Source organism: Streptomyces sp. NPDC058579 (assembly GCF_042718575.1).
GTDB lineage: Bacteria > Actinomycetota > Actinomycetes > Streptomycetales > Streptomycetaceae > Streptomyces.
This window is the reverse complement of record NZ_JBHXPI010000018.1, coordinates 94,315-118,483: the sequence shown is the minus strand read 5'-3', so window position 1 is coordinate 118,483 and position 24,169 is coordinate 94,315. Positions and strand designations below refer to the sequence as shown.

Below are 24,169 nucleotides of genomic sequence, written 5' to 3'. Positions count from 1 at the left end.
AGCCGCACCACCATGACCGTACGCAAGAACCAGGCCGCCCTCACCGCCGACGAGAAGCGACGTTTCGTCGACGCGCTCATCGAGCTCAAGCGCTCGGGCCGCTACGACACCTTCGTCACCACGCACAACGCCTTCATCATGGGCGACACGGACAACGGCGAAAGAGTCGGCCACCGCTCGCCCTCCTTCCTCCCCTGGCACCGCCGCTTCCTCATAGAGTTCGAGCAGGCACTGCAGTCCGTCGACTCCACCGTCGCCCTGCCCTACTGGGACTGGACGGCCGACCGCACGGCCCGCTCCTCGCTCTGGGCCCCCGACTTCCTCGGCGGCACCGGGCGCGCCCGCGACGGTCAGGTGCTGGACGGCGCGTTCGCCCGCAGCGGCAACCGGTGGACGATCAACGTACGCGTCGACGGCCGTGACTTCCTGCGGCGCGACCTGGGCGCCGGCGGCCGTCAGCTGCCGACCCGCGCCGAGGTGGACTCCGTCCTCGCCATGGAGACCTACGACATGGCCCCGTGGAACAGCTCGTCCGACGGGTTCCGCAACCACCTGGAGGGCTGGCGCGGCGTCAACCTCCACAACCGCGTCCACGTCTGGGTCGGCGGCCAGATGGGCACTGGGGTCTCCCCGAACGACCCCGTCTTCTGGATGCACCATGCCTTCATCGACAAGCTGTGGGCCGACTGGCAGGCACGTCACCCCCGGTCCGCGTACCTGCCGGCCGCGGGCACGGCGAACGTCGTCGACCTGAACGACACGATGCGCCCCTGGAACAACGTGACCCCCGCGGACATGCTGGACCACACCCGCCACTACACCTTCGACACGGCGGCCTAGGGTCCTTCGGTCGCCCTGGAGCGTCAGCCGCCGACCGCGCGCAACGTGCCCGGGCGGCGGCCCACGAGCCGGTCCAGGGCGGCCGAGGACGCCTCGTCGGCGGGCAGGCGCACCACCAGGTGCTGGCCGTCGGTCTCGGCCAGTTCCAGGATCTCGTACGCGAGGCGCAGTTCGCCGACCTCGGGGTGGATCAGGCGCTCGACGCCCGAGCGGTCCGGCAGGACGCCCGAGGAGGCCAGCCGGTCCGAGAAGGGCGCGCCCGCGGTGATCGTCAGCTCCCTGGCGAGGTCCGCCATCGTGGGGTCGGAGCCGGTGATGCCGAAGTACAGGGCCGCCACCTGCTGGTCGGCGACCCGGTCCCAGTCCGGGTAGACCTCGCGGGCCCGCGGATCGGTGAAGACGTAGCGCGGCAGGCTCGGCGGGTCGCCGTCGAGCAGGCCCACCGGGCCCGCGAGCCGGGCGTAGCCGTCGCTGTACGCGACGGTCTCGCCCAGCATGTTGGTGACAGCGGCCGGTGTCTCCCCGAGCCGGTCGAGCAGGGCGCGGACCGTGGAGCGCACCTCGCGGGCCGGCGCCGGGGCGGCCGAGCAGATGTGGTTGTGGCCGTGCGACTTCGACAGGCGCCGCATGTGGACCCGGGCGTCGAGCGGCAGCCGCAGCGCGTCGCTGAGCGCGCCGAGGACCTGGGCGGACGGGTTGCGGTCCCGGCCCTGCTCCAGGCGGGCCAGGTACTCGACGCTGATCCCGGCCAGCATCGCCAGCTCGGCCCGCCGCAGCCCCGGCGTCCGCCGGCGCGTCCCGGCGGGCAGCCCCGCCTCGGCGGGGGTGAGGGCCTCGCGGCGGGCGCGCAGGAAGGCCCCCAGCTCGTTGTCGCTCATCCCCCGATCGTACGAGGAAGGGCGGGCGGGAGGGTGGCCCTGTCACTACCAGTCTCCGCGGTACCCGTCTGCGCGCTACCTGTCCCGGCGCGGCCTTCCTCGCGGTGCGCCGAGGCCGCAGCGTTGAGGCATGACGAACGAATCACAGATCTCTTTCCCGACCGTTCTGCCGCTGACCGCCGGGCGCTGGACCTTCGACCCGCTGCACTCCGCCGTCGGCTTCACCATCCGCCACCTCGGCATCTCCAAGGTGCGCGGGCGCTTCAACGACCTGAGCGCCGAGCTGGTCGTCGGCGAGAGCCTGGCGGACTCCTCCATCACCGCGACCGTCGCCCTCGCCTCGATCGACACCGGCAACGCGGACCGGGACGCGCATGTGCGGGCCGCGGACCTGCTCGACGTCGAGAAGCGCCCGACGATGACGTTCCGGTCGACCCGGATCGGCGGCGCGGGGGAGGAGTGGACGCTGGAGGGCGACCTCACCATCGGGGATGTCACCCGCCCCATCACCTTCGACGTCGAGTTCGGGGGCGTCGTCGACGTCCCGGTGGACGGCAGCCGGCACGCGGGCTTCGACGCGTCCGGCGAGTTCCGGCGCAGCGACTTCGGCCTGGACTTCGCGCCCGGCTTCCTCGGCGACGTGATCAAGGTGAGCCTGGAGGTCCAGTTCGTCGAACCCAAGTAGCTCTGGAGGGCGGGTGTTCGGCTACCCGGTCACGTCCCGTTCGTCGAGCCGGGCCGCGAGATACCGCGCGGTCCGGCTCGACGCCGTCCCCGCCACCGAGCGTGGCGGCCCCTCCGAGACGATCAGGCCGCCCTCCTCGCCGCCGCCAGGGCCCAGGTCGATCACCCAGTCCGCCGTCGCGACCACGTCCATGTCGTGCTCGACCACGACCACGGTGTGCCCGGCGTCGACCAGGCCGTGCAGCTGGCGCATCAGGACCTCGACGTCGGCGGGGTGGAGGCCCGTCGTCGGCTCGTCCAGGACGTAGAGGGTGTGGCCCCGGCGCGGCCTCTGGAGTTCGGAGGCCAGCTTGATGCGCTGGGCCTCGCCGCCGGACAGCTCTGTCGCCGGCTGCCCAAGCCGCAGGTACCCGAGGCCGACGTCGAGCAGCGTCCGCAGGCTCCGCGCGGCGGCCGGCGTGTCGGCGAAGAACTCGGCCGCCGACTCGACCGTCAGGTCGAGCACCTCGGCGATGGTGAGCCCGCGCAGCCGGACCTCAAGCGTCTCCGGGTTGTAGCGGGCGCCACGGCAGTCCGGGCAGGGCGCGTACGTGCTCGGCAGGAACAGCAGCTCGACCGAGACGAAGCCCTCTCCCTGACAGGTCTCGCACCGCCCGCCGCTCACGTTGAACGAGAAACGCCCCGCCTTGTATCCGCGGGCCCGCGCCTCCTCGGTGTCCGTGAACAGCTTCCGTACGACGTCGAAGAGACCCGTGTACGTCGCCAGGTTGGACCGGGGAGTCCGCCCGATCGGCTTCTGATCGACCGTCACCAGCCGTCCGACGCCGTCGAGTTCCTCGCTCAACGCACCGACCAGCGTCGACTTGCCCGAGCCCGACACCCCGGTCACCGCCGTCAGCACACCGGTCGGGAACGCCGCCGACACGGCGCTGAGGTTGTGCCGCGTGACGGGGCCGACGCGCAGCAGGCCCGTGGCCGGGCGGACCGCCCGCTCCGGCACGGGGGCCCGGTCGAAGAGGAAGCGACGCGTCGCCGACTCCGCCACCTCTGCGAGGCCGCCCGGAGGGCCGCTGTGCAGGACCCGGCCGCCGTGCACGCCGGCCCCGGGTCCGACGTCCACGATCCAGTCGGCGTGACGGATCACGTCGAGATGGTGCTCGACCACGAACACCGTGTTGCCGGCCGCCTTCAGACGGTCCAGGACCACCAGGAGCGCCTCGGTGTCGGCCGGGTGCAGACCGGCGGAGGGCTCGTCGAGGACGTACACGACGCCGAACAGGCCCGAGCGCAACTGGGTGGCGAGCCGCAGGCGTTGGAGCTCGCCGTTGGACAGGGTCGGGGTGGCGCGGTCCAGGCTGAGGTAGCCGAGGCCCAGTTCGGTGACCGTGCCGATCCGCGCGACGAGGTCCTCGGTCAGCACCCGCGCCGTCTCCGAGCCGTCGTGCTCCGCCAGGAGCCCGGCCAGGCCCGTCAGCGGCAGGGCGGCCAGCTCGGCGATCGTCCGGTCCGCGAACGTCACCGCGAGCGCCTCCGGGCGGAGCCTGCCGCCCCCGCAGACCGGGCAGGGGTTGCTGGTGAGGAAGCGTTCCGCCTTCGCCCGCAGCGTGGCGCTCTTGGAGTCCGCGAAGGTGTGCATCACATAGCGCCGGGCGCTCATGTACGTGCCCTGGTACGGGCGTTGGATACGCCCCGCGTCCCGTACCGGATGCACCGTGACGACCGGCTGCTCGTCCGTGAACAGGATCCACCGCCGGTCCTCCGCGTCCAGCTCCCGCCACGGCCGGTCGACGTCGTGACCCAGGGCGTCCAGGACGTCGCGGAGGTTCTTCCCCTGCCAGGCCCCGGGCCAGGCCGCGATCGCGCCGTCCCGGATCGACAACTCCGGGTCGGGTACGAGCAGTTCCTCACTGGTCTCGTGCACCCGGCCGAGACCGTGGCACTCGGGGCAGGCGCCGGCCGCGGTGTTCGGCGAGAACGCGTCGGAGTCGAGCCGCTCGGCGCCCGCCGGATACGTACCGGCGCGGGAGAACAGCATGCGCAGCGAGTTGGAGAGCGTCGTGACCGTGCCGACCGAGGAGCGGGCGCCCGGTGAGGAGCGGCGCTGTTCGAGCGAGACCGCCGGCGGCAGCCCGCTGATCTCGCCGACCTTCGGCGCCCCCACCTGGTGGATGAGCCGCCGGGCGTACGGCGCGACCGACTCGAAGTAGCGGCGCTGCGCCTCCGCGTAGATCGTCCCGAACGCGAGTGAGGACTTGCCGGAGCCCGACACCCCCGTGAAGACGGCGATCGCGTCGCGCGGAATGTCCACGTCGACACCGGCGAGATTGTGCTCGCGCGCGCCGCGCACACGGACGTACGGATCGGAGGTGCCGGGGGAGCTGTGGGGCATGGCTCGATTCTAGGTGTTTGCCCTGGTCAGGCCGGTCCGAGGCCCGCCGTACGGGCGAGTCGGCGATACGAGTCGAGCAGCGCCGCGCGGTCGTACGTACTGGTCGTCACCAGCACCTCCCGCGCCCCGCTCTCCTTCACCACCCGCTCCAGTGCGTCACCGACCTGCTCCTCCGTGCCGTGCAGATGCCCCTGGAGGCCCGAGGCGAAGAACTCGCGCTGCTTGTCGGTCATGGCAAGGCGTCGGATCTCCTCGGCGGGCAGGAGCGGCGGGAAGGCGCCCCGCGTACGGGAGTGCGCGAGCGACCACGCCTCCGGGACCAGCAGCTCCCGCGCCTCCTCCTCGGTCGCGGCGACCGCGATCGTGCCCGCGATCACCACGTACGGCTCCGTGGACCAGGGGGAGGGCCGGAAGGCGGAGCGGTAGTCGTCGATCGCGCGCAGCATCCGCTCACGGCCGCGCAGATCGCCGATCACCAGCGGCAGCCCGGCCCGGGCCGCGATCGACGCGCCCTCGCCGGTCGCCAGGACGTACGGCGGGACCCGCAGGCCCTCCGCCGGGCGGGCGTGCACCTGGGGGTGGGCGGTCTGGGTCCCCGTGAACCAGCCGAGCAGCTCGTCCAGCTGCTCCGCGAACCGGTCGGCGTCGTCCTTGTCCCGGCCGAGCGCCCGCCGGATGCCGTCGGTGAAGCCGACGGAACGGCCGAGGCCCATGTCGATCCGGCCGGGGAACAGCGACTCCAGGACGCCGAACTGCTCCGCGACGACCATCGGCTGGTGGTTCGGGAGCATCACCCCGCCGGTCCCGACCCGGATGGCGGAGGTGGCCGCGGCCACGGCGGCGGCCAGGACGGTCGGCGCGGAGCCGGCCACACCCGGCACGCTGTGGTGCTCCGAGACCCAGAACCGGTGGTAACCGAGCGCCTCCACCTCCCGCGCCAAGTCCACGGTCGCGCGCAGCGCCACGGAGCCGTCCTCGCCCTCCCGGGTCCGGGAGCGGTCGAGGACGGAGAGACGGATGCCGTCGGCAGAAAGGGTCACATGGGGTTCAACGCCCCAGGTCGCCGAGGATTCCCGGCTCTGCCGGACAGGCACGCTCCAGGGCGCCGCGGCCGGACAGGGCATGCTCCGGGGCGCCGCGGCCTGGGCGCGGTACGGAGTTGCCTAGGCTGTCCGGGTGACCCGTACCAGCAGTGCCGACAGGCCTCTCGCCGTCTTCGACCTCGACAACACCCTCGCCTCCACGGCGCACCGGCAGCGCTTCCTGGAGCGCAAGCCGCGCGACTGGGCGGCGTTCTTCGCGGCGGCGCCCCAGGACCCGCCGCTCGCCGAGGGCGTCGCCCTGTGCCGGGAGGCCGCCGAGGAGTGCGAGACCGTGTACCTCACGGGGCGGCCCGAGCGCTGCCGCCGGGACACCGTCGCGTGGCTCGCCGCGCACGGGCTTCCGGAGGGCGCCCTCCACATGCGACGGGACCGGGACTTCCGCCCCGCGCGCGTGACGAAGCTGGAGATCCTGCGCCGACTGGGCCGCGACCGTGAGATCCGGATGCTCGTGGACGACGACGAGCTGGTCTGCGACGCGGCCGAGCAGGCGGGCTTCACGGTCGTACGGGCCCGCTGGGCGACGGCGTCGGAGGCGCTCAGGGACGCCCAGGAGAAGGAGGGCCGGACCTGACCGGCCCGTCCCGACGTCTCAGTCGTCCTCCCTCAGTCGTCCCCCTCCAGGCGGAAGCCGACCTTCAGGCCGACCTGGAAGTGCGCGATCGCGCCGTCGACCAGGTGGCCGCGGACCTGCGTCACCTCGAACCAGTCGAGACCGCGGAGCTTCTGCGAGGCCCGCTCGATGCCGTTGCGAACGGCCTGGTCCACGCTCTCCGTGGACGTGCCGACGATCTCGGTGACGCGGTAGGTGTGGTTCGACATGGGGGCCGGATTCCTCTCCGTGGGGGTCCCTCCACGGTGCCCCACCCCGCCCCGGTCCGCGACACGTCGTCGGCGGCTCGTAGGTGTCGCCCTAGTACGCGTCCCCCTCCGTCGAGGACGTCACGACGCCGTCCTGGGTGAAGTCGAGGCGCGAGACGATCCGGTACCGGTCCCCCCGGTACACCGAGTGGACGTACTCGACGGGCCGGCCCGAGGTGTCCAGGGTGAGGCGCTCGATCAGCAGGGCCGGGGAGAGCACGGGGATGTCGAGCAGCTCCGCCTCGTCCTCGCTGACGACGGTGGGTTCGATGGACTGCGTCGCCTCCCGGACATGGATCCGGTGGTGGTCGCGCAGGTGCTCGTAGAGATCGCCCGCCTCCAGTTCCTCCGTGGTGAGCGTCGACGACAGCAGGTCCGCCGGGATGTGCAGGTGCTCGATGGCCATGGGGGAGCCGTCGACCAGGCGGAGCCGGGCGATGTAGAGCAGCTCGGCGGCCGGGGAGATCCGGAGCTTCCGGCCGATCCGCGCCCCGGCCGTCGTCCTGACGCACTCGAGGACCCGGCTCGACCACGTGCCCGACGCCCGGGGCACCGTGAACGCGCTGTCCAGCGGCATGAGTTGCTGGGTGATCTTGGCCGGGGCGACGAACGTGCCGCGCCCCTGCTCCCGTACGAGCGCACCCGTCGCGACGAGTTCGTCGACCGCGGCGCGCAGCGTGGGGCGCGAGACGCCGAGGTCGGCGCAGAGCGTGCGTTCGGACGGGATCGGAACGCCGGGTCCGCGCGCCTCGATCAGGCCGAGGAGATGCTCCCGTACCCGCTCCCGCTTCAGCACCCCGCCCGAGGGGCTGTCGTTCATGTGCTCTCCCTGGCTCCCCTGACTGGTCAACTGGTAAAGCCCCAATCAACTGGTTAGGTCCCATCCTAGCCACGGTCGGCGTCCGGTGATTCCGTGAACAGCGCATATTTTTCTTGGGGTTGACGGCCCGATTGGTCCATGCCACCTTCTGGGCACGCAGCTGACCACCTGACCAATTGGTCAATCCTTCTTCTCCGAGGTGCCCGTGAAGATCAGCTCCCTGGCCGTCCCCGTCGCCCTCGCGACCACCCTCGCCCTCTCCGTCACCGCCTGCGGCTGGACGGACGACCCGAAGGCCGGCGGATCCGGCAAGGTGACCGTCTGGATCATGAAGGACAGCGTCACCGACGACTTCCTCACCCGCTTCCGCACCGACTTCGAGGCGACGCACCGGGGCACCACGCTCGACATCCAGATCCAGGAGTGGGACGGCATCGGGGAGAAGGTCACGGCGGCCCTGGCCAGCAAGGACGCCCCCGATGTCATCGAGGTCGGCAACACCCAGATCGCCCAGTACGCGGCGAGCGGCGGCGTCCGCGACCTCAGCGACAAGGTCGCCGATCTGAACGGCGCCGACTGGCTGCCCGGACTCGCCGAGCCCGGCAAGGTCGACGGCAAGCAGTACGGCATCCCCTGGTACGCCGCCAACCGGGTTGTGATCTACCACAAGGACCTCTTCGCCCAGGCCGGCGTCACCGCCCCGCCGAAGACCCGCGCCGAGTGGCTCACCGTCACCGCCAAGCTCAACAAGGGCTCGAAGCAAGGCATTTACCTGCCCGGACAGAACTGGTACGCCCTCGCCGGCTTCATCTGGGAGGACGGCGGCGACCTCGCCGTACGCGAAGGCGAGGAGTGGAAGGGCGCGCTCGACACCCCGCAGGCGCTCGCGGGCATGGACTTCTACCGGCAGCTCCAGGCCCTCGGCAAGGGGCCGAAGGACTCCGACGAGGCCAAGCCCCCGCAGGCCGACGTCTTCGCCAAGGGCGACGTCGCCCAGATCATCGCCGTACCCGGCGGCGCGAAGATCGTCGAGGAAGCCAACCCGGCGCTCAAGGGCAAGCTGGGCTTCTTCCCCATCCCCGGCACGACGGCGGACAAGCCGGGCGCCGTCTTCACCGGCGGATCCGACCTCATCGTCCCCGAGGCCTCCGCCCACCCCGAAGCCGCGTACGAGGTCGTCAAGGCCCTCGCGGGCGAGAAGTGGCAGACGGAGATGGCGAAGACGATGAGCTACGTCCCCAACCGCACCTCGCTCGCCCGCGTCATCCAGGACGACGCGGGCACCGCCGCCATGGCCGCGGGGGCGGTGCAGGGCCGCGCGACGCCCAACTCCCCGCAGTGGGCGGCCGTCGAGGCCACCAACCCGATCAAGCAGTACATGACCGCCGTGCTCACCGGCACCGACCCGGCGCGGGCGGCCAAGGACGCGTCGGAGAGCATCACCAAGACCCTCGGCTCGTGAGCGGGCGGCGCCGGGCCGCGCTCTGGCCCTACCTCCTCGTCGCGCCGACCGTCCTCGGCGGCGCCCTGCTCCTTGGCTACCCCCTCGTCCGCAATCTGCTGATCTCCTTCCAGCGCTACGGCATGGGCGAACTCATCAGGGGCGGCGCTCCGTTCGTCGGACTCGCCAACTACCGGACCGTGCTCGCGGACCCGGAGTTCTGGGAGGTCGTCCGGCGCACCTTCTGGTGGACGCTGATCAACGTCGTCCTGATCATGGTGATCGGCACCCTCGTCGCGCTGCTGATGCGCGGGCTCGGCCGGCGGATGCGGATCGTGGTGACGAGCGGGCTAGTCCTCGCCTGGGCCAGCCCGGTCATCGCCACCACCACCGTCTTCCAGTGGCTCTTCGCCTCCCGCCTCGGCGTCGTCAACTGGGTGCTCGTGCGCCTCGGGTTCACCTCCTACGAGGGCTACTCCTGGCTCGCCGACGGCACCGCCGCCTTCACCGTGCTCGTCCTGCTCGTGGTGTGGCAGTCGGTGCCGTTCGCCGCGATCACCCTGCACGCGGCGCTGATGACCGTGCCCGAGGAGATCTACGAGTCGGCCCGGCTCGACGGCGCCGGGGCAGGGCGGATCTTCCGCTCGATCACGCTGCCCCTGCTCCGCCCGATCTTCGGCCTGGTCCTCTGCCTCGAAGTCATCTGGGTCTTCCGCTGCTTCGCCCAGATCTGGGCCGTCACCCGCGGCGGCCCCGGCGACGCGACGACCACGCTCCCCGTCTACGCGTACCGAGTGGCCCAGTCCCTGCACCGCTACGACCTCGGCTCGGCCGTCTCGACCCTGACCGTGCTCCTCCTGGTCGCCGTCCTGATCGCCTACTTCCGTCAGCTGTTCCGTCAGGAGGCCGACCGGTGACACCCCGCGCCCTGCGCCGCGTTCCCCTGAACACGGTCGCGTCGATCGTCTTCGTCCTCGCCGTCTTCCCCGTGTACTGGATGGTCCTGACCGCCTTCAAGCCCACCCCCGACATCCAGGCGGAGACCCCCGTCTTCCTGCCCACCTCGCTCACCCTGGAGCACTTCGCGCACGCCGTCGAGGCGGACGGCTTCTGGCTCTTCTGGCGCAACAGCCTGCTCGTCACCGCCGGTTGCGTCCTGCTCGCGCTTGTCGTGGCGCTCGGCGCGGCCTTCGCGGTCGCCCGGATGCGCTGGCGCGGCCGGCGCGGCTTCGTCCTGATGGTCTTCGTCGCCCAAGTGGCGCCGTGGGAGGCGCTGTTGATCCCGATGTACGTCATCGCCAGGGACGCCGACCTGCTGGACCGCCTTGCCACTCTGACCCTGATCTACTTCATGGTCACCCTGCCCTTCACCATCGTGACCCTGCGCTCCTTCCTCGCCGCCGTCCCCGCCGAACTCGAAGAGGCCGCGCAGGTCGACGGCTGCACACGCGCCGAGGCGTTCCGCCGGGTGACGCTGCCCCTGCTCGCCCCCGGGCTCATGGCCACCTCGCTCTTCGGATTCATCACCGCCTGGAACGAGTTCGCCTTCGCCAACATGCTGATCATCAAGAACCAGGACGACAGGACCCTGCCGGTCTGGCTCTCCTCCTTCTCCAACGTCTTCGGTACCGACTGGGGCGCCACCATGGCCGCCTCCACCCTCTTCGCCCTGCCCGTCCTCGTCCTTTTCCTGGTCCTGCAGGGCCGGGTCGCCGCCGGTATGACCGGCGGAGCCGTGAAGGGATAGCGAGCCCCACCATGCGTACACTCCGCGCCCTCCGCACACCCGCGCTCGTGCCCGAGCCCACCCAACTCACCGCACTGCCCGGCCGATTCACCTTCGACGAGACCACCACGCTCAGGATCGCCCCCGGCGCCCACGGCGCCGCCGAGCTGCTCCGCACTCTCCTCGGCCCGGCCACCGGGCTGCGGCTGCCCGAGCGCCCCGACGGGCCCGTCGTCCTCGCCGTCGACCCCGCCCTCACCGGCCTCGGCGAGGAGGGGTACGGCCTGACCGTCGGCGAGCGCGGGGTGCTCTTACGGGCCGCCACCCCGCGCGGCCTGCTCGCCGGGGTCCAGACGCTCCGTCAACTCCTGCCCGTCGAAGCTCTGTCGGAACACCCGGTCGCCGGGGTCGAGTGGAGCGTGCCCTGCGTCCAGATCACCGACGTCCCCCGCTTCTCCTGGCGCGGCACCATGCTCGACGTCTCCCGCACGTTCCGGTCCGTCGACTTCCTCCGGAGATACGTCGACCTGCTCGCCCTCCACAAGCTCAACGTCCTCCACCTCCACCTCACCGACGACCAGGGCTGGCGCATGCCGGTCGCGGCCCGTCCCCGGCTCACCGAGATCGGCGGCCATCCGCACGGCGGCGCCTACACCCGCGCCGAACTGGCAGCCCTGGTACGGCACGCGGCCGAGCGCGGGATCACCGTCGTTCCCGAGATCGAGATGCCCGGCCATGTCAGGGCCGCGCTCGCCGCCTACCCCTCGCTCGGCAACCGCCCGGACCGCAGGCTCCCCGTCTGGGACCGCTGGGGCGTCTGCGACACCGTCCTCGGTGTCCACGACGAGGCCCTGGACTTCTGCCGGGACGTCCTCGACGAGGTGATGGACGTCTTCCCCTCGCCGTACGTCCACATCGGCGGCGAGGAGTGCCCCACCACCGAGTGGCATGCCTCGCCCGCCGCCCGCCGGCGCGTCGCCGACGAGGGGCTCGACGGGCCGGACGCCCTGCACGGCTGGTTCATGGAGCGGATCGGCCGCCATCTCCTCGACGCCGGACGTCACCCGCTCGGCTGGACCGAGACCGGCACCGACCTCCCTCCGTACTTCACCGTGATGCCCTGGCGGGACTCCGCCCACGGCCGCACCGCCGCCCGCCGGGGCCACGAGGTCGTCATGGCGCCGCACAGGTCCACCTACCTCGACTACCCCCAGTCGGCGAGCCCCGACGAGCCGCCCGGCCAGCCCGGGGCCGTCGTGGACCTGCGCACCGTGCTCCGCACCGACCCCGCGCCCGCGCACTGGAGCCCGGAGGAGAGCGCGCGGGTGCTCGGCACCCAGGCCCAGTTGTGGACGGAGTACGTCCCCACCGGAGCCCACGCCGAGTACCTGGCCTTCCCCCGGCTCTGCGCCCTCGCCGAGACCGCCTGGACCGGGCGCCGGGACTGGCCCGGCTTCCAGGCGCGGCTGCGCCACCACCGGACCCGGCTCGACACCCTCGGGGTGCCGCGCCGCCTTTCCCCCACCTCAGTCCAAGGAGAGGAATCCTCATGAGTGCCCGAACGAGCGCCCGAACAAGTACCCGGCAGACGAAGCTTCGGATACGCGCCGCGCTCGCCGTCGCCGGCGTGACCGGCCTCGGCGCCACCGCCCTGACAGCGCTCCCGGCCGCCGCGGCCGGCGAGGCCGTCACCGTCCAGTACCGGCAGAGCGCCACCGGTAGCGACCAGGTCGAGCCCTGGTTCAAGGTGGTCAACTCCGGTTCGTCGAGCGTCCCGTTGAGCCAGGTGAAGCTGCGGTACTACTTCAAGGCCGACGCGGGAGCCTCGTACACCTACGCCTGCTCCTGGGCCGTGAAGGGCTGCGCGAACCTCACCGGCACCTTCGGCACCCTCGCCAACCCGACCGCGACCGCCGACCGCTATCTGGAGGTCGGCTTCACGGCCGGCGCCGGGAGTCTCGCCCCCGGCGCCGACACGGGCGACATGCAGCTGCGCTTCCACCGCTCAAACTGGCAGCCGCTGAACCAGAGCGACGACTACTCCTTCGGCCCGGCGCAGACGACGTACGCGAACTGGAGCAAGGTCACCGCCACCGTCGGCGGCGTCCCGGTCTGGGGCACGGCGCCCGCGGGCAACGAGCCGACCCCGACGCCCACCGACCCGACCACCCCGCCGCCCACCGGAGGGCCCGCGCTCTTCGACGACTTCGACTACACGGGCCACACCGATCCCGCGATCTCCACCCACGGCTGGAGCGTGCGGTCCAACTCCGGAGGCCCGGGCGTGCCCGGAGCCGGCTGGGCGCCCGAGAACGTGACCTTCGCCAAGGAGGGCACCAACTCGATCATGAACCTGCGGACCTCGACGGCCGGCACCGCCGAGTCGACCCGGCAGACCGAGATCCTCACCCGGTCCACGAAGTTCAAGAACGGCACGTACGCCGCCCGGGTCCGCTTCTCCGACGCGCCGCTCTCCGGACCGGACGGCGACCGGCTCGTCCAGACCTTCTTCACCATCAACGACCTCAAGGCGCCGATGGCGGACGACTACGCCGAGTACGACTTCGAGTACCTGCCCAACGGCGGCTGGGGCGAGCCCGCGAACATCCTCTACACCACCTCGTGGGAGACCTACCGGCCCGACCCGTGGGAGGCGGTCAACCAGCACTCCGAGGTCCGCGCGAGCTACGCCGGCTGGCACGACCTCGTCCTGACCATCGACGACAGCACGATCGTGTACTACGTCGACGGCCAGGAGTTCGGCCGGCACGACGCCCGCTATCTGCCCGAACGCCCGATGTCCATCAACTTCAACCAGTGGCTCATCGACCTCCAGGGCCAGACCTCGACCACCCCGCGGTCCTACGACCAGAAGGTCGACTACGTCCTGCACGTGAAGGACCAGGTCCTGACCCCGGCGCAGGTGGCCGCCAAGGTGGCGGCGTACCGCACGGCGGGCACGGCCTTCGAGGACTCCGTACCGGCCGTCTGACGTCACGGCCCGCTCGACCCTACCCGCGGTAACGGGCGGGCGCGTGTCGCGCGCCCGTCCGGAACCGGAACGTCCGGGGCTTGACCGCTCCGTTGGTCCAGACCAGAATCCAACCCACACACCCGCACGAACACGCCGTTCGGTCCCCCCACGACGGGTCAGCTCCCCAACCGCAGTCCCTTCATGGGACGCAGAAGGTGACCTACGTGAAGAACCGACACCTGGTATGTCCGCTGGCGGCCGCCACCGCCCTCGCCCTCGCTGGCTGCGGACTCCTCCCCGGCTCCGGCGACGCGACCCGCACGGTCAACGTCTGGCTGATGCGCGACAGCGTCAGCGAGGACTTCCTGAAGCGCTTCACCGCCGACTACGAAGCCCAGCACAAGGGCGTCGAGCTGAAGTTCACCTTCCAGGAGTGGACGGGCATCGGCAAGAAGGTCACCGAGGCCATCAGGGGAGAGGGCGGCCCCGACGTCATCGAGGTCGGCAACACCCAGGTCGCCCAGTACGCCGACACCGACAAGCTCTACGACCTGACCCTGGAGTCCCTGCGCGACCTCGGCAGCGCGGACTGGCTGCCCGGCCTCGCCGAGCCCGGCCGCATCGGCGGGTCCCAGTACGGCATCCCCTGGTACGCCGCCAACCGCGTGGTGATCTACCACAAGGACCTCTTCGCGCAGGCCGGCGTCACCAAGCCGCCCGCCACCCGGGCCCAGTGGCTCGACGACACCGAGAAGCTCAACCGCGACGGCTCCCAGGGCATCTACCTCGCCGGCCAGGACTGGTACACGCTCGCCGGGTTCATCTGGGACGAGGGCGGCGAGCTCGCCGAGGACAAGGGCGGCGACTGGACCGGCGCCCTGGACACCCCCGCCGCGCTGCGCGGCATGGACTTCTACAAGGACCTGCAGTCGCTCGGCTCGGGACCCAAGAACGCGGACGAGCAGACACCGCCCCAGGCCGAGATCTTCGCCAAGGGCGACGTCGCCCAGATCATCGCCACCCCGAGCGCCGTCGCCGCGATCACCAAGGCCAACCCGGAGCTCGAGGACAAGCTCGGCTTCTTCCCGATACCCGGCAAGAAGGCCGGGCAGCCCTGCGCGGTCTTCACCGGCGGCTCCGACCTGATCGTCCCGGAGAACGCGCCGGAGCGGAACGCCGCGATCGAGGTCGTCAAGGCCCTGGCCGGCGAGAAGTGGCAGACGGAACTGGCCCGCGCCATGAACTACGTGCCCAACAAGACCTCCCTGGCTTCGGTCGTCGAGGGCCAGGAGGCCACCGCCGTCATGGCCGTCGGCGCCGCCCGCGGCAAGGCCACGCCCAACTCGCCCCAGTGGGCCGACGTCGAGGCGGCCAACCCGATCAAGCCCTACATGACCGCCGTGCTCCAGGGCGAGGACCCGAAGAAGGCCGCCGAGACGGCCTCGACAGAGATCACGGAGGCCCTTGCGGAGTAGCGGGGGAGGGGTCTAAGCGGCAGGCCGCGCGGGGTCCGCAGACCAGCATTCAGCGCCTACACACCCGCGATCCCCCGAACGGTCATGTCGAATCCAATCGGCCACGGAAGAAGTAAGGAGCCGGACCACCGCTCACCCGGTCCGGCCCTCACCGTCCCCCTTCCGTACGCCGGAGGAGCCCGACATGCCCGCACCGTCACCCGCAGCCACTGTCGCACCCGCTGTCCCCGTCCCCGCCGGTCTCCCCCTCATCGCCCCCCTGACGAGCGCCCCGCTCACCGGGGTCCCGGCGCAGCCGCAGCCCCTGGCCGGGGACCGGCCCACCGAGGAGCAGCCCCGCTACATCGTCTGCCTCGCCCGCGACCAGGACGACGTCCGCGCCGCCCAGCGCCTGCGCCACCAGGTCTTCGCCGGAGAGATGGGCGCCCACCTCGACGGACCCGAGCCGGGCCTCGACATCGACGCCTTCGACGCGTACTGCGACCACCTGCTCGTCCGCGAGGAGACCACCGGCGAGGTCGTCGGCACCTACCGCGTGCTGCCGCCCGACCGCGCCCGGATCGCCGGCCGCCTCTACTCCGAGAGCGAGTTCGACCTCGGCCGCCTCGGCCCCATCCGCGACGACCTCGTCGAGGTCGGCCGCTCCTGCGTCCACCCCGCGCACCGCAACGGCGCCGTCATCGCCCTCATCTGGGCCGGGCTCGCCCGCTACATGGCCCGCACCGGCCACAACTGGCTCGCCGGGTGCTGCTCGATACCGCTGAACGACGGGGGCTCGCTCGCCGCCGCCACCTGGGACCGGGTCAAGGCCAAGCACCTCGCCCCCGAGGAGTACTGGGTCACCCCGCACAAGCTCTGGACCCCCGACGGGATCGCCCGCCCCGAGGGCCGCGTGGAGCTCCCGCCGCTGCTGCGCGGCTACATCCGGCTCGGGGCCTGGGTCTGCGGCGCGCCCGCCCACGACGTGGACTTCGGGGTCGCCGACCTCTACGTCCTGCTGTCGCTGCGCAACACCAACCCCCGCTACCTGAACCACTTCCTCTCCCTCGCCCCGGCGCAGTGACCACCGCCGGCCCCGTCTCCCCCTGGCTGCCGACGTCGCCGTGCGCACCCGACCCCTGCGCACGGCACTCCGGCCCGGCCGCCGGGTCCTTCCTGGCGGCGGTCCGGCTGGTCGCGGGCATCGCCGCCGTCCTCGCCGGGGTGCTGCTCGCGCCGCTCACGGCGCTGCTGCCGGCGGCGGACCGGCGGGCGCTCGTCCGGGTGTGGTGCCGGCTGGTCCTGCGGTCCTTCGGCGTCCGGATCGAGGTCACCGGGGTCCCCGCCCCGGCCGACGGGCCGTTCCTGATCGTCGCCAACCACATCTCCTGGCTGGACATCCCGCTCGTCGCCGCCGTCCTCCCCGGGCGCATGCTCGCCAAGCGGGAGGTCCGGCAGTGGCCGGTGCTCGGCCCGCTCGCGGCGCGCGGCGGCACCCTCTTCATCGACCGCGACCGGCTGCGCGCCCTGCCCGGCACCGTCCGCGCGATGGCCGGGGCCATGGCCGGCGGCGGCCGGGTCATCGTCTTCCCCGAGGGCTCGACCTGGTGCGGCCGCGGCGGTGGCGCCTTCCGGCACGCCGCGTTCCAGGCGGCTCTCGACGCCTCCGTACCGGTGCTTCCGGTACGGCTCCAGTACCGGCCGGTCGGGCCCGCGGCCTTCGTGGGGGAGGATCCCCTGGGGGCCTCGCTCTGGCGGGTCGTCGCCGCCCGCGGACTCACCGCCGAAATTCGGATACTGGATCCAATATCCACGATCCAGTATCCGAACCGTCGTGCACTAGCTCAGGCGGCTCAGCGCGCCGTCGCCAGCGACAGCGCGAACCGCCCCTCCTTGTCCGTCCACCAGCGGGTCAGTTCAAGCCCGGCCTCGGCCAGCTCCGCCCGCACACCCGCCTGACGGAACTTCGCCGACACCTCCGTCCGCATCTCCTCGCCCGCCTCGAACGGCACCACGAGATCCAGCTGCGGGATCTTCACGGTCAGCGCGTGCCGCGCCCGCAGCCGCATCTCGATCCACTCCCGCTCCGGGTCCCAGCGCGCGACGTGCTCGAAGTCGTCCGGCTCGACGTCCGCCTCCAGCTCCCGGGCGATCACGGCAAGCACGTTCTTGTTGAAGGCCGCCGTCACCCCGGCCGCGTCGTCGTACGCGGCGACCAGCGTCGCCTCGTCCTTCACCAGGTCCGTGCCGAGCAGCAGCGCGTCGCCCGGCGCCAGCATCGCCCGTACCGAACGCAGGAACGTCTCCCGCTCGGCGGGCAGCAGATTGCCGATCGTGCCGCCGAGGAACGCCACCAGACGCGGCCCCGGCGTCCCGGGCAGGACGAGCCCCCGAGTGAAGTCGGCGACCAGGGCGTGGATGTGCAGCCCGGGCCGGTCCACGAGCAGCGCGTCCGCCGCCCCCTTCAGCGCCGACTCGCTCACGTCCACCGGCACGTAGCTGTCAAGCTCCGGCAGCAGGGCGTCGATCAGGAAACGGCTCTTCTCCGAGGAGCCCGAGCCCAGCTCGACCAGGGTCCGTGCCCTCGTCGCCGCCGCGATCTCCGGCGCCCGGTCGATCAGGATCTCCCGCTCGGCGCGGGTCGGGTAGTACTCGGGCAGCCGGGTGATCTCCTCGAACAGGTCACTGCCGCGCGCGTCGTAGAACCACTTCGGCGGCAGCTCCTTGGGCGTACGGGTCAGTCCGTGGAGCACGTCGGCGCGCAGATCGGCCTCCGTGGCGTCCTCGGGAAGGGTGCGGGTCAGCTGGAACGGACTCACGAGGAGGGCTCCTTGAGCGAGGTGAGGGTGACGTCGGTACGGGTGGCGGTCAGCAGAGTGCGGTCCGGCACCTCGTGCCAGCGCGGATCGTCGTCGTACGGTTCGGAGGCGACGACCACGCGGGCGGCGCCCGGCGGACCGGGCTCCGTCCGGTACCAGAGGGAGTCCCCCCAGGTGGTCGCCGCGATGGTGGCGCCATCGGTGAGCAGCAGGTTCAGGCGCGATCCGGGGGCGGCCTCGGCGACCTCCACCACGGTGTCCGCGAGCGCCCGGTCCAGGCCGTCGCCCGCCCGCAGCCGGTGCAGCACCAGCGCCCACACCAGGGCCGAGTCGGTACGCGACGCCAGGGACAGCAGCTCCTCGGCCGGCAGTGTCGCCGCCACGGGGGCGAGGGAGCCCGGCCAGCCCCGCACCGCCCCGTTGTGGCTGAACAGCCACGGCCCGGACGCGAACGGGGCCGCCGCGGCCTCCCCGTCCGCCCCCGGCACCGTCGCGTCCCGTACGGCCGCGAGGAACGCCCCGGCGCGCACCACGCGCGCGAGGTCCATAAACGGGGCGTCGGCCCAGATCGGCACGGCCCGCCGGTAGCGGGCCGGCACGGGATCGTCCTCGGCGTACCAGCCGACCCCGAAGCCGTCCGCGTTGACCGTGCCGTGCCGCTGGCGGCGCGGCTCCCAGGACTGCCGGTACAGCGCGTGCGGAGGCCGCGTCAGCACCTCGCCGAACGGCACCGGCGGCCCCAGATAAGCCAGGTGACGGCACATCAGGTGAGCTCCGCGTCGCGTGCGGTCCGGAAGCCGGAGAAGATCTGCCGGCGCACCGGCAGGTCCCAGTTGCGGAACGTGCCCCGGCAGGCCACCGCGTCCACAGCGAACGACCCACCGCGCAGCACCTTGTGCGCGGGACCGAAGAACACCTCCGAGTACTCCTTGTACGGGAAGGCCGTGAACCCCGGGTACGGCAGGAAGTCGCTGGCCGTCCACTCCCACACGTCGCCGATCAACTGCCGTACCCCGAGCGGCGAAGCGCCCTCCGGGTAGCTGCCGGCCGGGGCGGGCCGCAGGTGCCGCTGACCGAGATTGGCGTGCTCGGGCGCCGGGTCGGCGTCGCCCCAGGGATAGCGGTACGAACGTCCCGTCGACGGGTCGTGCCGGGCCGCCTTCTCCCACTCGGCCTCCGTCGGCAGCCTGCGCCCGGCCCAGCGGGCGTAGGCGTCCGCCTCGTACCAGCTGACGTGCACCACCGGCTCGTCCTCGGGCACCGGCTCCGTCACACCGAACCGCCGCCGCGTCCACTGCGCGCCGTCCCGCCGCCAGAACAGCGGCGCGCCGATCCCGTGCTTGCGGATCTGCTCCCAGCCCTCCGCCTGCCACCACCGCTCGTCCGCATAGCCCCCGTCGGCCAGGAACGCCATGTAGGCGCCGTTGGTGACCGGCACGGTGTCCATGAAGAACGACGGGACGACCCGGGTGTGCGCCGGACGCTCGTTGTCGAGCGCCCAGGCCTCGTCCGAGGTGCCCATCGTGAACGCGCCGCCGGGGACGAGGACTTCGGAGGGGAGCGTGCCGTTCTCCGCCGCGGGCGGCGGGGGAGCGGTCAGCGCCTGCGGGCCCTTCCGCAGCTGATGGGTGATCAGCATCGTCTCGTCGTGCTGCTGTTCGTGCTGGGCGACCATCCCGAAGGCGAACGCCGCCTCCACCAGCGGCCGGCCCTCCAACGGGGTCCGCTCCAGGACGTCCAGGACCCGGCCGCGTACGTCCGAGGCGTACGCGCGAGCCTCCGCCGGCGGCAGCAGCGGCAGCGTGGGGCGAGCGGCGCGCGGATGCTCGAAGGCGTCGTAGATCGAGTCGATCTCCGGGCGCAGCGCGTCACGTCCCGCGACCGCCCGCCACAGCCACTGCTCCTCCTGGTTGCCGATATGGGCCAGGTCCCACACCAGCGGCGACATCAACGGCGAGTGCTGCGCGGTGAGTTCGTCGTCCTCGACACAGGAGGTGAGCAGCGCGGTACGGGCCCGCGCGGTGGTGAGCGCGTCCAGCGCCCGCGCCCGCAGGGCCGTCGGGTCGTCGGTCACGGTCATGACGTCACCTCCAGGAGTTCGTCGGCGGGACTGCTGCCGGGCAGGACATAGCGCTCGTGGAAGGCGGCGACGGCGGCGACGACGGCCGGGCTCGCGCCGATCCGGGGCAGCGCGTCCAGCGCCGCCGGGAACGCGACGAGAGCAGCGGCGTGCAGTTCGGGATCCGTGAGCCCGTCCCGGGCCGCCGCGAGCCAGAGCGGATTACGGGGAGCGGCGAGCGAACCCGCGCGCTCCGCCAGGGGTTTGACCGTCCGGTAGACCGTCTCGGCCGCCTCCGGGTCCTCGAAGAGCGCCGTGGTCACGGCCACCGGCACGACCCAGCCGTCGGGACCTGGCTGAGCGTCGATCATCCGCAGCTCCAGATGCCCGCGCGGTCGCACCGGCGGGAAGAGAGTGGTCATGTGGTAGTGCAGGTCGTCCACGCCGGCCGGCCGCGGACGCCCGGTGCGCAGCCACTCCCGGAAGGTCAGCCCCTCCGGAACGGCCCACGGCGCGTCCTCGCCCCGTACGCACATCACCGGGGTGTCGAGGACGTGCGCCGCCCAGGCGTCGCGCGGCTCGCGGTCCGGGTCGGGGGCCAGCGCCCGCGCCGGGTCGAGGTCGGTCCACAGGGCCTGCCGGGTTGAGCGCCAGCCGGTCCGGCGGCCGCCGTGGAGAGGAGAATTGGCGAACGCGGCCACGAGCACCGCGCCCAGCAGATGGGCCAGCTGCCAGCGGCGGTGGTAGCCGAGCGGACCGGGTTCCTCGTGCCCGGCGTCCAGGCAGACCTGCACGGACGCCGAGTCGCGCATCATGGCCCGCCCCGCGGGGCCCGTACGGTCCAGGGCGGCCTCCATCGCGTCGTAGCGGGGCTCGCGCAGGAGCCGCTCGCGCGGCGCGTTCCAGGGGTCGACCCCGTAACCGCTGAGGGAGAGTCCGAGAGGGGAGAGCGCGTCACGCACCGTGCGCAGATCGGCCGAGAGAGTGTCGACGCAGCTCATGAGGGAGTCGGCGGGAGGCGAGCTGAGCTCCAGCTGTCCGCCGGGTTCGAGGGTGATCGACGAGGCGAGGGGCAGGGACCGTACGGTGTCCAAGGCCGGAGCCAGCCGTTCGGCCGGGACGGGGAGCCGCGGGTCGCGCAGCTCGTGGACGAGCCATTCCACCTCCACCCCGACGGTGCGGGGTGGGCCCGTCTTGAAGCAGATACATCGCAGCAGGTCCTCGGCCTCGTCCTCGTTGATGGCGGGACCGCTCCGCGGTATACCGCTCGGCGACATGTCGTTCCCTCCTGTTCCTGTTCCTTGTTCCGACAGGTGTTCCTGTGGGCGCCCTCTTGGGCGCTGATTCCACCTAAAGCCACCGCCGACGGGCGTGCAAGAGCGCCTCACCGGCCTCAGGGTGAATAACCCATTGCCCCCGGAGTGCGGAGTCGATCATGCTTCCGGGCATGAGCGCACGACTGCGGGGGATCGCGAAGCAGACCGAGGAGATCGTCGAGGCGGGCCGGTACCGGGCCCCCGGCGGCCGGTCCGTCTCCATCGAGGAGGAGCTGAGCGCCGCGGTGGCCGGTACCAGGCTGTACGGTCCCGATCCCGTGCCCGTGACCCCGGACACCGACCGCACCACCGCGATCGAGGTCACCGACGAGAGCAGCCTGGTCGCCGCCCGCCGGCTGACCCGGGCCGATCCGGCCGGCCCGGTCGCCGTCCTGAACTTCGCCTCCGCCCGCAACCCGGGCGGCGGCTATCTGAACGGCGCCCAGGCCCAGGAAGAGGCGGTCTGCCGGGCCTCCGCCCTCTACACCACCCTCCTGCGCGCCCCCGAGTTCTATGCGCACCACCGGGCCGAGAGGGATGCCTTCTACACGGATCGCGTGATCCTCTCGCCCGGCGTACCGGTCTTCCGTGACGACCGCGGCGGGCTCCTGGACGAGCCGTTCACGGTCGGCTTCCTCACCTCGCCCGCACCCAACGCGGGCGTCGTCCGGCGACAGACGCCGGACCTGGCCGACCGGATTCCGGCCGCCCTCGCCTCCCGTGCCGAGCGGGTCCTGGAGACCGCCGTCGCCGGCGGCTACCGGCGGCTCGTCCTCGGCGCCTGGGGCTGCGGTGTCTTCCAGAACGACCCGGCCGAGGTCGCCGAGGCGTTCCGGGCGCTGCTCACGGACGGTGGCCGGTTCGCCGGCCACTTCGACGGGATCGTCTTCGCGATCCTCGACCGCACGGCCGGTCGGGCGACACTCGGCGCGTTCCAGGACGTACTCGGGGAGTGACCGGCGGGCCCCCTGACCGGGGCCGTCCCTGACGTGCGGTGCTCGTACTCGCGTGCGAGGCTGAAAGCGGCCCCAGAGGCTGGAAACGGCCCAGCGTTCGAGTACCGCTGTCAGGAGGCACGATCGTGGGCAAGAAACAGACCCGGGTGAACAAGGGCGCCCGTACGGGCGGCCACGAACACCGGACCGAAGCGGCGGCGAAGGAATCGACACCGGTCGTGCGGGAGACGCCCCGGCCGATCATCGAGCAGGTCTCCCACAAGAAGGAACGGAAGTTCGGCCACAACTGACCTTCCGCTCACCACGACCGGGGCCCGGCGCCATCACGGCACCGGGCCCGGCCCTTTCCTGCTCCCGTACGTTCGTACCCGTACGCTCCGGTACGGCTACGCCTCGTCGTCGCCGACCGGGATCGCCTCCGCCCGGGGAGCCGGAGGTCCCGGAGGAGTCGACGCAGCCCCGCCGTTCAGCTTCAGCGCGGGCGCTTCCGTCGCTGCCGCCGCCGGGCTCATGTTCGCGAGCAGCTGCCGGGCGACACCCAGACCCGTCCCGCCCATGGTCAGGGCCTTGGCGAACATCTCGGCCATGCCGTCCGCGCCGTTCAGCAGGACCATCTGGTCCACGTTGCCGAAGGCCGACGCCCCGGCCTCGACGATTTCCGGCCACTTCTCGGCCAGTTGCTGAGCGACCACGGCCTCCTGGTTCTCGGCCAGGGCCGCCGCCCGCGCCTTGATCGACTCGGCCTCGGCGAGACCCTTCGCCCGGGCGGACTCGGCCACCGCGAGCCCCCGCGCCTGCTGGGCCGCCGCCTCCGCCTCACCGGTCAGCCGGGTCGCCGTGGCCCGCGCGGCGCTGGCGAGTTCGGTCTCCTTGGCCTCCGCCTGCGCGGCCGAGATCCGGGCGTCGCGCTCGGCATCGGCCCGGGTCCGGGTCTCGTACGCCTGCGCGTCAGCCGGCTTGCGGACGTCCGCCTGGAGCTGCTGCTCCTTGCGGTGCGCCTCCAACTCGGCGACCCGCGTCTCCTGGACGACGACCTCCTGACGCGCCCCCGCCTCGGCCAGCGGCCCGGCCTGCCGGGCCTTCGCGGACGCCTGGTCCCGCTCCGCCTGGTAACCGGCCTGCAGGATCTCGCTGTCCCTCGTGGCCTCCGACATCCGCGCCGCGGCCTGCTGCTCGGCCTCGGTGGCCCGCCGGTTGGCCTCGGCCTGCGCGATCCGGGCGTCCCGCTGGACCGCCGCCGCGTGCGGCGCGGCCAGGTTCTTGATGTACCCCGTCGGGTCCTCGATCTCGTGGATCTGCAGCGAGTCGACGATCAGACCGAGCTTCTCCATCTCCGTGCCACAGGCCGAACGCGCCTGCCCGGTCAGCTTCTCCCGGTCACGGATCATGTCCTCGACCGTCAACCCGCCGACGATGGCGCGGAGATGACCGGCGAAGACGATGTGCACCCGCTCCGACATCAGCTTCTGCTGATCGAGGAAACGGCGGGCCGCGTTGGCGATCGACACGAAGTCGTCACCCACCTTGAAGATCACCACACCACGGACCTTGAGCGGAATGCCCTGGTGGGTCACGCACTCCACCTGCAACTGCGTCTCGTTGAGGTCCAGCGACAGCTTCCGTACCGCCTGGACGCCCGGCATCACGAGCGTGCCGCGCCCGGTGACGATCCGGAAGCCCATGCCCTCGCCGAGCCCCTCCATCCTGTGGTTGGAACCGGAGATGATCAGCGCCTCGTTGGGCTCGGCGACGCGCCACATGAGTTTGAACAGTGCGATGAGGACGAGGACGGCGACGACCACGCCGCCCGCCACGATGCCGATGGCCATGGGCAGCTCCCCCTTCACCGGAG

Annotated in this window: 23 protein-coding genes; 13 read left to right on the top strand and 10 right to left on the bottom strand. The window is 72.1% G+C overall.

All coding sequences use genetic code 11. The features are described 5' to 3' along the window. The first annotated feature begins 12 nt into the window (after positions 1-12). The gene (locus ACFWRO_RS21305) at positions 13-840 is read left to right on the top strand and encodes a tyrosinase family protein (protein WP_384512471.1); all 828 of its coding nucleotides are present in this window, start codon (positions 13-15) and stop codon (positions 838-840) included. A 23-nt stretch (positions 841-863) separates the two neighbouring features. Here the strand turns inward: ACFWRO_RS21305 and ACFWRO_RS21300 are convergent, their stop codons facing one another. After that, positions 864-1,718 (bottom strand): helix-turn-helix domain-containing protein, encoded by an 855-nt coding sequence (locus tag ACFWRO_RS21300; RefSeq protein WP_384512469.1) that lies wholly within the window; start codon positions 1,716-1,718, stop codon positions 864-866. 130 nt (positions 1,719-1,848) lie between these two features. Between ACFWRO_RS21300 and ACFWRO_RS21295 the strand changes: the two genes are divergently transcribed. Continuing rightward, the gene (locus ACFWRO_RS21295) at positions 1,849-2,403 is read left to right on the top strand and encodes a YceI family protein (protein ID WP_384512467.1); all 555 of its coding nucleotides are present in this window, start codon (positions 1,849-1,851) and stop codon (positions 2,401-2,403) included. Between the two features lie 21 nt (positions 2,404-2,424). Here the strand turns inward: ACFWRO_RS21295 and ACFWRO_RS21290 are convergent, their stop codons facing one another. Both ACFWRO_RS21290 and ACFWRO_RS21285 read right to left on the bottom strand, forming a co-directional pair. Then, positions 2,425-4,791: an ATP-binding cassette domain-containing protein gene (locus ACFWRO_RS21290; protein ID WP_384512465.1), complete on the bottom strand. Its 2,367-nt coding sequence runs from the start codon at positions 4,789-4,791 to the stop codon at positions 2,425-2,427. 26 nt (positions 4,792-4,817) lie between these two features. Continuing rightward, a complete protein-coding gene (locus ACFWRO_RS21285; RefSeq protein ID WP_384512463.1) occupies positions 4,818-5,831 on the bottom strand; it encodes an LLM class flavin-dependent oxidoreductase in 1,014 nt (337 codons plus the stop codon). 136 nt (positions 5,832-5,967) lie between these two features. On the opposite strand from ACFWRO_RS21285, the gene ACFWRO_RS21280 reads away from it, so the two are divergent. Then, a complete protein-coding gene (locus ACFWRO_RS21280; protein ID WP_384512461.1) occupies positions 5,968-6,465 on the top strand; it encodes a hypothetical protein in 498 nt (165 codons plus the stop codon). Positions 6,466-6,497: 32 nt separating this feature from the next. Here ACFWRO_RS21280 and ACFWRO_RS21275 read toward each other — a convergent pair whose 3' ends face one another. After that, complete coding sequence (locus ACFWRO_RS21275) at positions 6,498-6,713, bottom strand: dodecin (protein ID WP_384512459.1); 216 nt, start codon at positions 6,711-6,713, stop codon at positions 6,498-6,500. Positions 6,714-6,804: 91 nt separating this feature from the next. After that, positions 6,805-7,572, bottom strand: coding sequence for a GntR family transcriptional regulator (locus ACFWRO_RS21270; protein WP_384512457.1), 768 nt, complete (start codon positions 7,570-7,572; stop codon positions 6,805-6,807). A gap of 205 nt (positions 7,573-7,777) precedes the next feature. Between ACFWRO_RS21270 and ACFWRO_RS21265 the strand changes: the two genes are divergently transcribed. From ACFWRO_RS21265 to ACFWRO_RS21230, 8 genes are all read left to right on the top strand, one after another. Continuing rightward, complete coding sequence (locus ACFWRO_RS21265; protein ID WP_384512455.1) at positions 7,778-9,034, top strand: extracellular solute-binding protein; 1,257 nt, start codon at positions 7,778-7,780, stop codon at positions 9,032-9,034. Then, positions 9,031-9,930, top strand: coding sequence for a carbohydrate ABC transporter permease (locus tag ACFWRO_RS21260; RefSeq protein ID WP_384512453.1), 900 nt, complete (start codon positions 9,031-9,033; stop codon positions 9,928-9,930). The genes ACFWRO_RS21265 and ACFWRO_RS21260 overlap by 4 nt, the downstream gene beginning before the upstream one ends. After that, positions 9,927-10,760, top strand: coding sequence for a carbohydrate ABC transporter permease (locus ACFWRO_RS21255; protein ID WP_384512451.1), 834 nt, complete (start codon positions 9,927-9,929; stop codon positions 10,758-10,760). Before ACFWRO_RS21260 ends, ACFWRO_RS21255 begins: the two co-directional genes overlap by 4 nt. 11 nt (positions 10,761-10,771) lie before the next feature. Further along, the gene (locus tag ACFWRO_RS21250; protein WP_384512449.1) at positions 10,772-12,292 is read left to right on the top strand and encodes a beta-N-acetylhexosaminidase; all 1,521 of its coding nucleotides are present in this window, start codon (positions 10,772-10,774) and stop codon (positions 12,290-12,292) included. Further along, the gene (locus ACFWRO_RS21245) at positions 12,289-13,731 is read left to right on the top strand and encodes a cellulose binding domain-containing protein (RefSeq protein ID WP_384512447.1); all 1,443 of its coding nucleotides are present in this window, start codon (positions 12,289-12,291) and stop codon (positions 13,729-13,731) included. Before ACFWRO_RS21250 ends, ACFWRO_RS21245 begins: the two co-directional genes overlap by 4 nt. A gap of 206 nt (positions 13,732-13,937) precedes the next feature. Continuing rightward, the gene (locus tag ACFWRO_RS21240; RefSeq protein WP_384512445.1) at positions 13,938-15,188 is read left to right on the top strand and encodes an extracellular solute-binding protein; all 1,251 of its coding nucleotides are present in this window, start codon (positions 13,938-13,940) and stop codon (positions 15,186-15,188) included. Between the two features lie 184 nt (positions 15,189-15,372). Beyond that, on the top strand, positions 15,373-16,251 hold the full coding sequence (locus ACFWRO_RS21235) for a GNAT family N-acetyltransferase (RefSeq protein WP_384512443.1): 879 nt from the start codon (positions 15,373-15,375) through the stop codon (positions 16,249-16,251). Beyond that, on the top strand, positions 16,248-17,126 hold the full coding sequence (locus tag ACFWRO_RS21230) for a lysophospholipid acyltransferase family protein (RefSeq protein WP_384512441.1): 879 nt from the start codon (positions 16,248-16,250) through the stop codon (positions 17,124-17,126). The genes ACFWRO_RS21235 and ACFWRO_RS21230 overlap by 4 nt, the downstream gene beginning before the upstream one ends. Here the strand turns inward: ACFWRO_RS21230 and egtD are convergent. From egtD to egtA, 4 genes are read right to left on the bottom strand one after another with little or no spacing between them, the layout of a single operon-like run. Next, entirely contained in the window at positions 17,021-17,986 is a 966-nt protein-coding gene (egtD, locus tag ACFWRO_RS21225; RefSeq protein WP_384512439.1) for an L-histidine N(alpha)-methyltransferase, read from the bottom strand. The genes ACFWRO_RS21230 and egtD overlap by 106 nt on opposite strands. Further along, the gene (gene egtC / locus ACFWRO_RS21220) at positions 17,983-18,750 is read right to left on the bottom strand and encodes an ergothioneine biosynthesis protein EgtC (RefSeq protein ID WP_384512437.1); all 768 of its coding nucleotides are present in this window, start codon (positions 18,748-18,750) and stop codon (positions 17,983-17,985) included. Before egtC ends, egtD begins: the two co-directional genes overlap by 4 nt. Beyond that, the gene (egtB, locus tag ACFWRO_RS21215) at positions 18,750-20,066 is read right to left on the bottom strand and encodes an ergothioneine biosynthesis protein EgtB (RefSeq protein WP_384512435.1); all 1,317 of its coding nucleotides are present in this window, start codon (positions 20,064-20,066) and stop codon (positions 18,750-18,752) included. Before egtB ends, egtC begins: the two co-directional genes overlap by 1 nt. Next, the gene (egtA, locus tag ACFWRO_RS21210) at positions 20,063-21,322 is read right to left on the bottom strand and encodes an ergothioneine biosynthesis glutamate--cysteine ligase EgtA (protein ID WP_384512433.1); all 1,260 of its coding nucleotides are present in this window, start codon (positions 21,320-21,322) and stop codon (positions 20,063-20,065) included. Before egtA ends, egtB begins: the two co-directional genes overlap by 4 nt. Before the next feature lie 170 nt (positions 21,323-21,492). On the opposite strand from egtA, the gene ACFWRO_RS21205 reads away from it, so the two are divergent. Together ACFWRO_RS21205 and ACFWRO_RS21200 are read left to right on the top strand one after the other, a co-directional pair. After that, complete coding sequence (locus ACFWRO_RS21205; protein ID WP_384512431.1) at positions 21,493-22,317, top strand: TIGR02452 family protein; 825 nt, start codon at positions 21,493-21,495, stop codon at positions 22,315-22,317. A 125-nt stretch (positions 22,318-22,442) separates the two neighbouring features. Then, complete coding sequence (locus tag ACFWRO_RS21200) at positions 22,443-22,607, top strand: hypothetical protein (protein WP_362003070.1); 165 nt, start codon at positions 22,443-22,445, stop codon at positions 22,605-22,607. Positions 22,608-22,703: 96 nt separating this feature from the next. Here ACFWRO_RS21200 and ACFWRO_RS21195 read toward each other — a convergent pair whose 3' ends face one another. Further along, positions 22,704-24,146, bottom strand: a complete 1,443-nt coding sequence (locus tag ACFWRO_RS21195) for a flotillin family protein (protein ID WP_384512429.1) — start codon at positions 24,144-24,146, stop codon at positions 22,704-22,706. Positions 24,147-24,169: the final 23 nt, after the last annotated feature.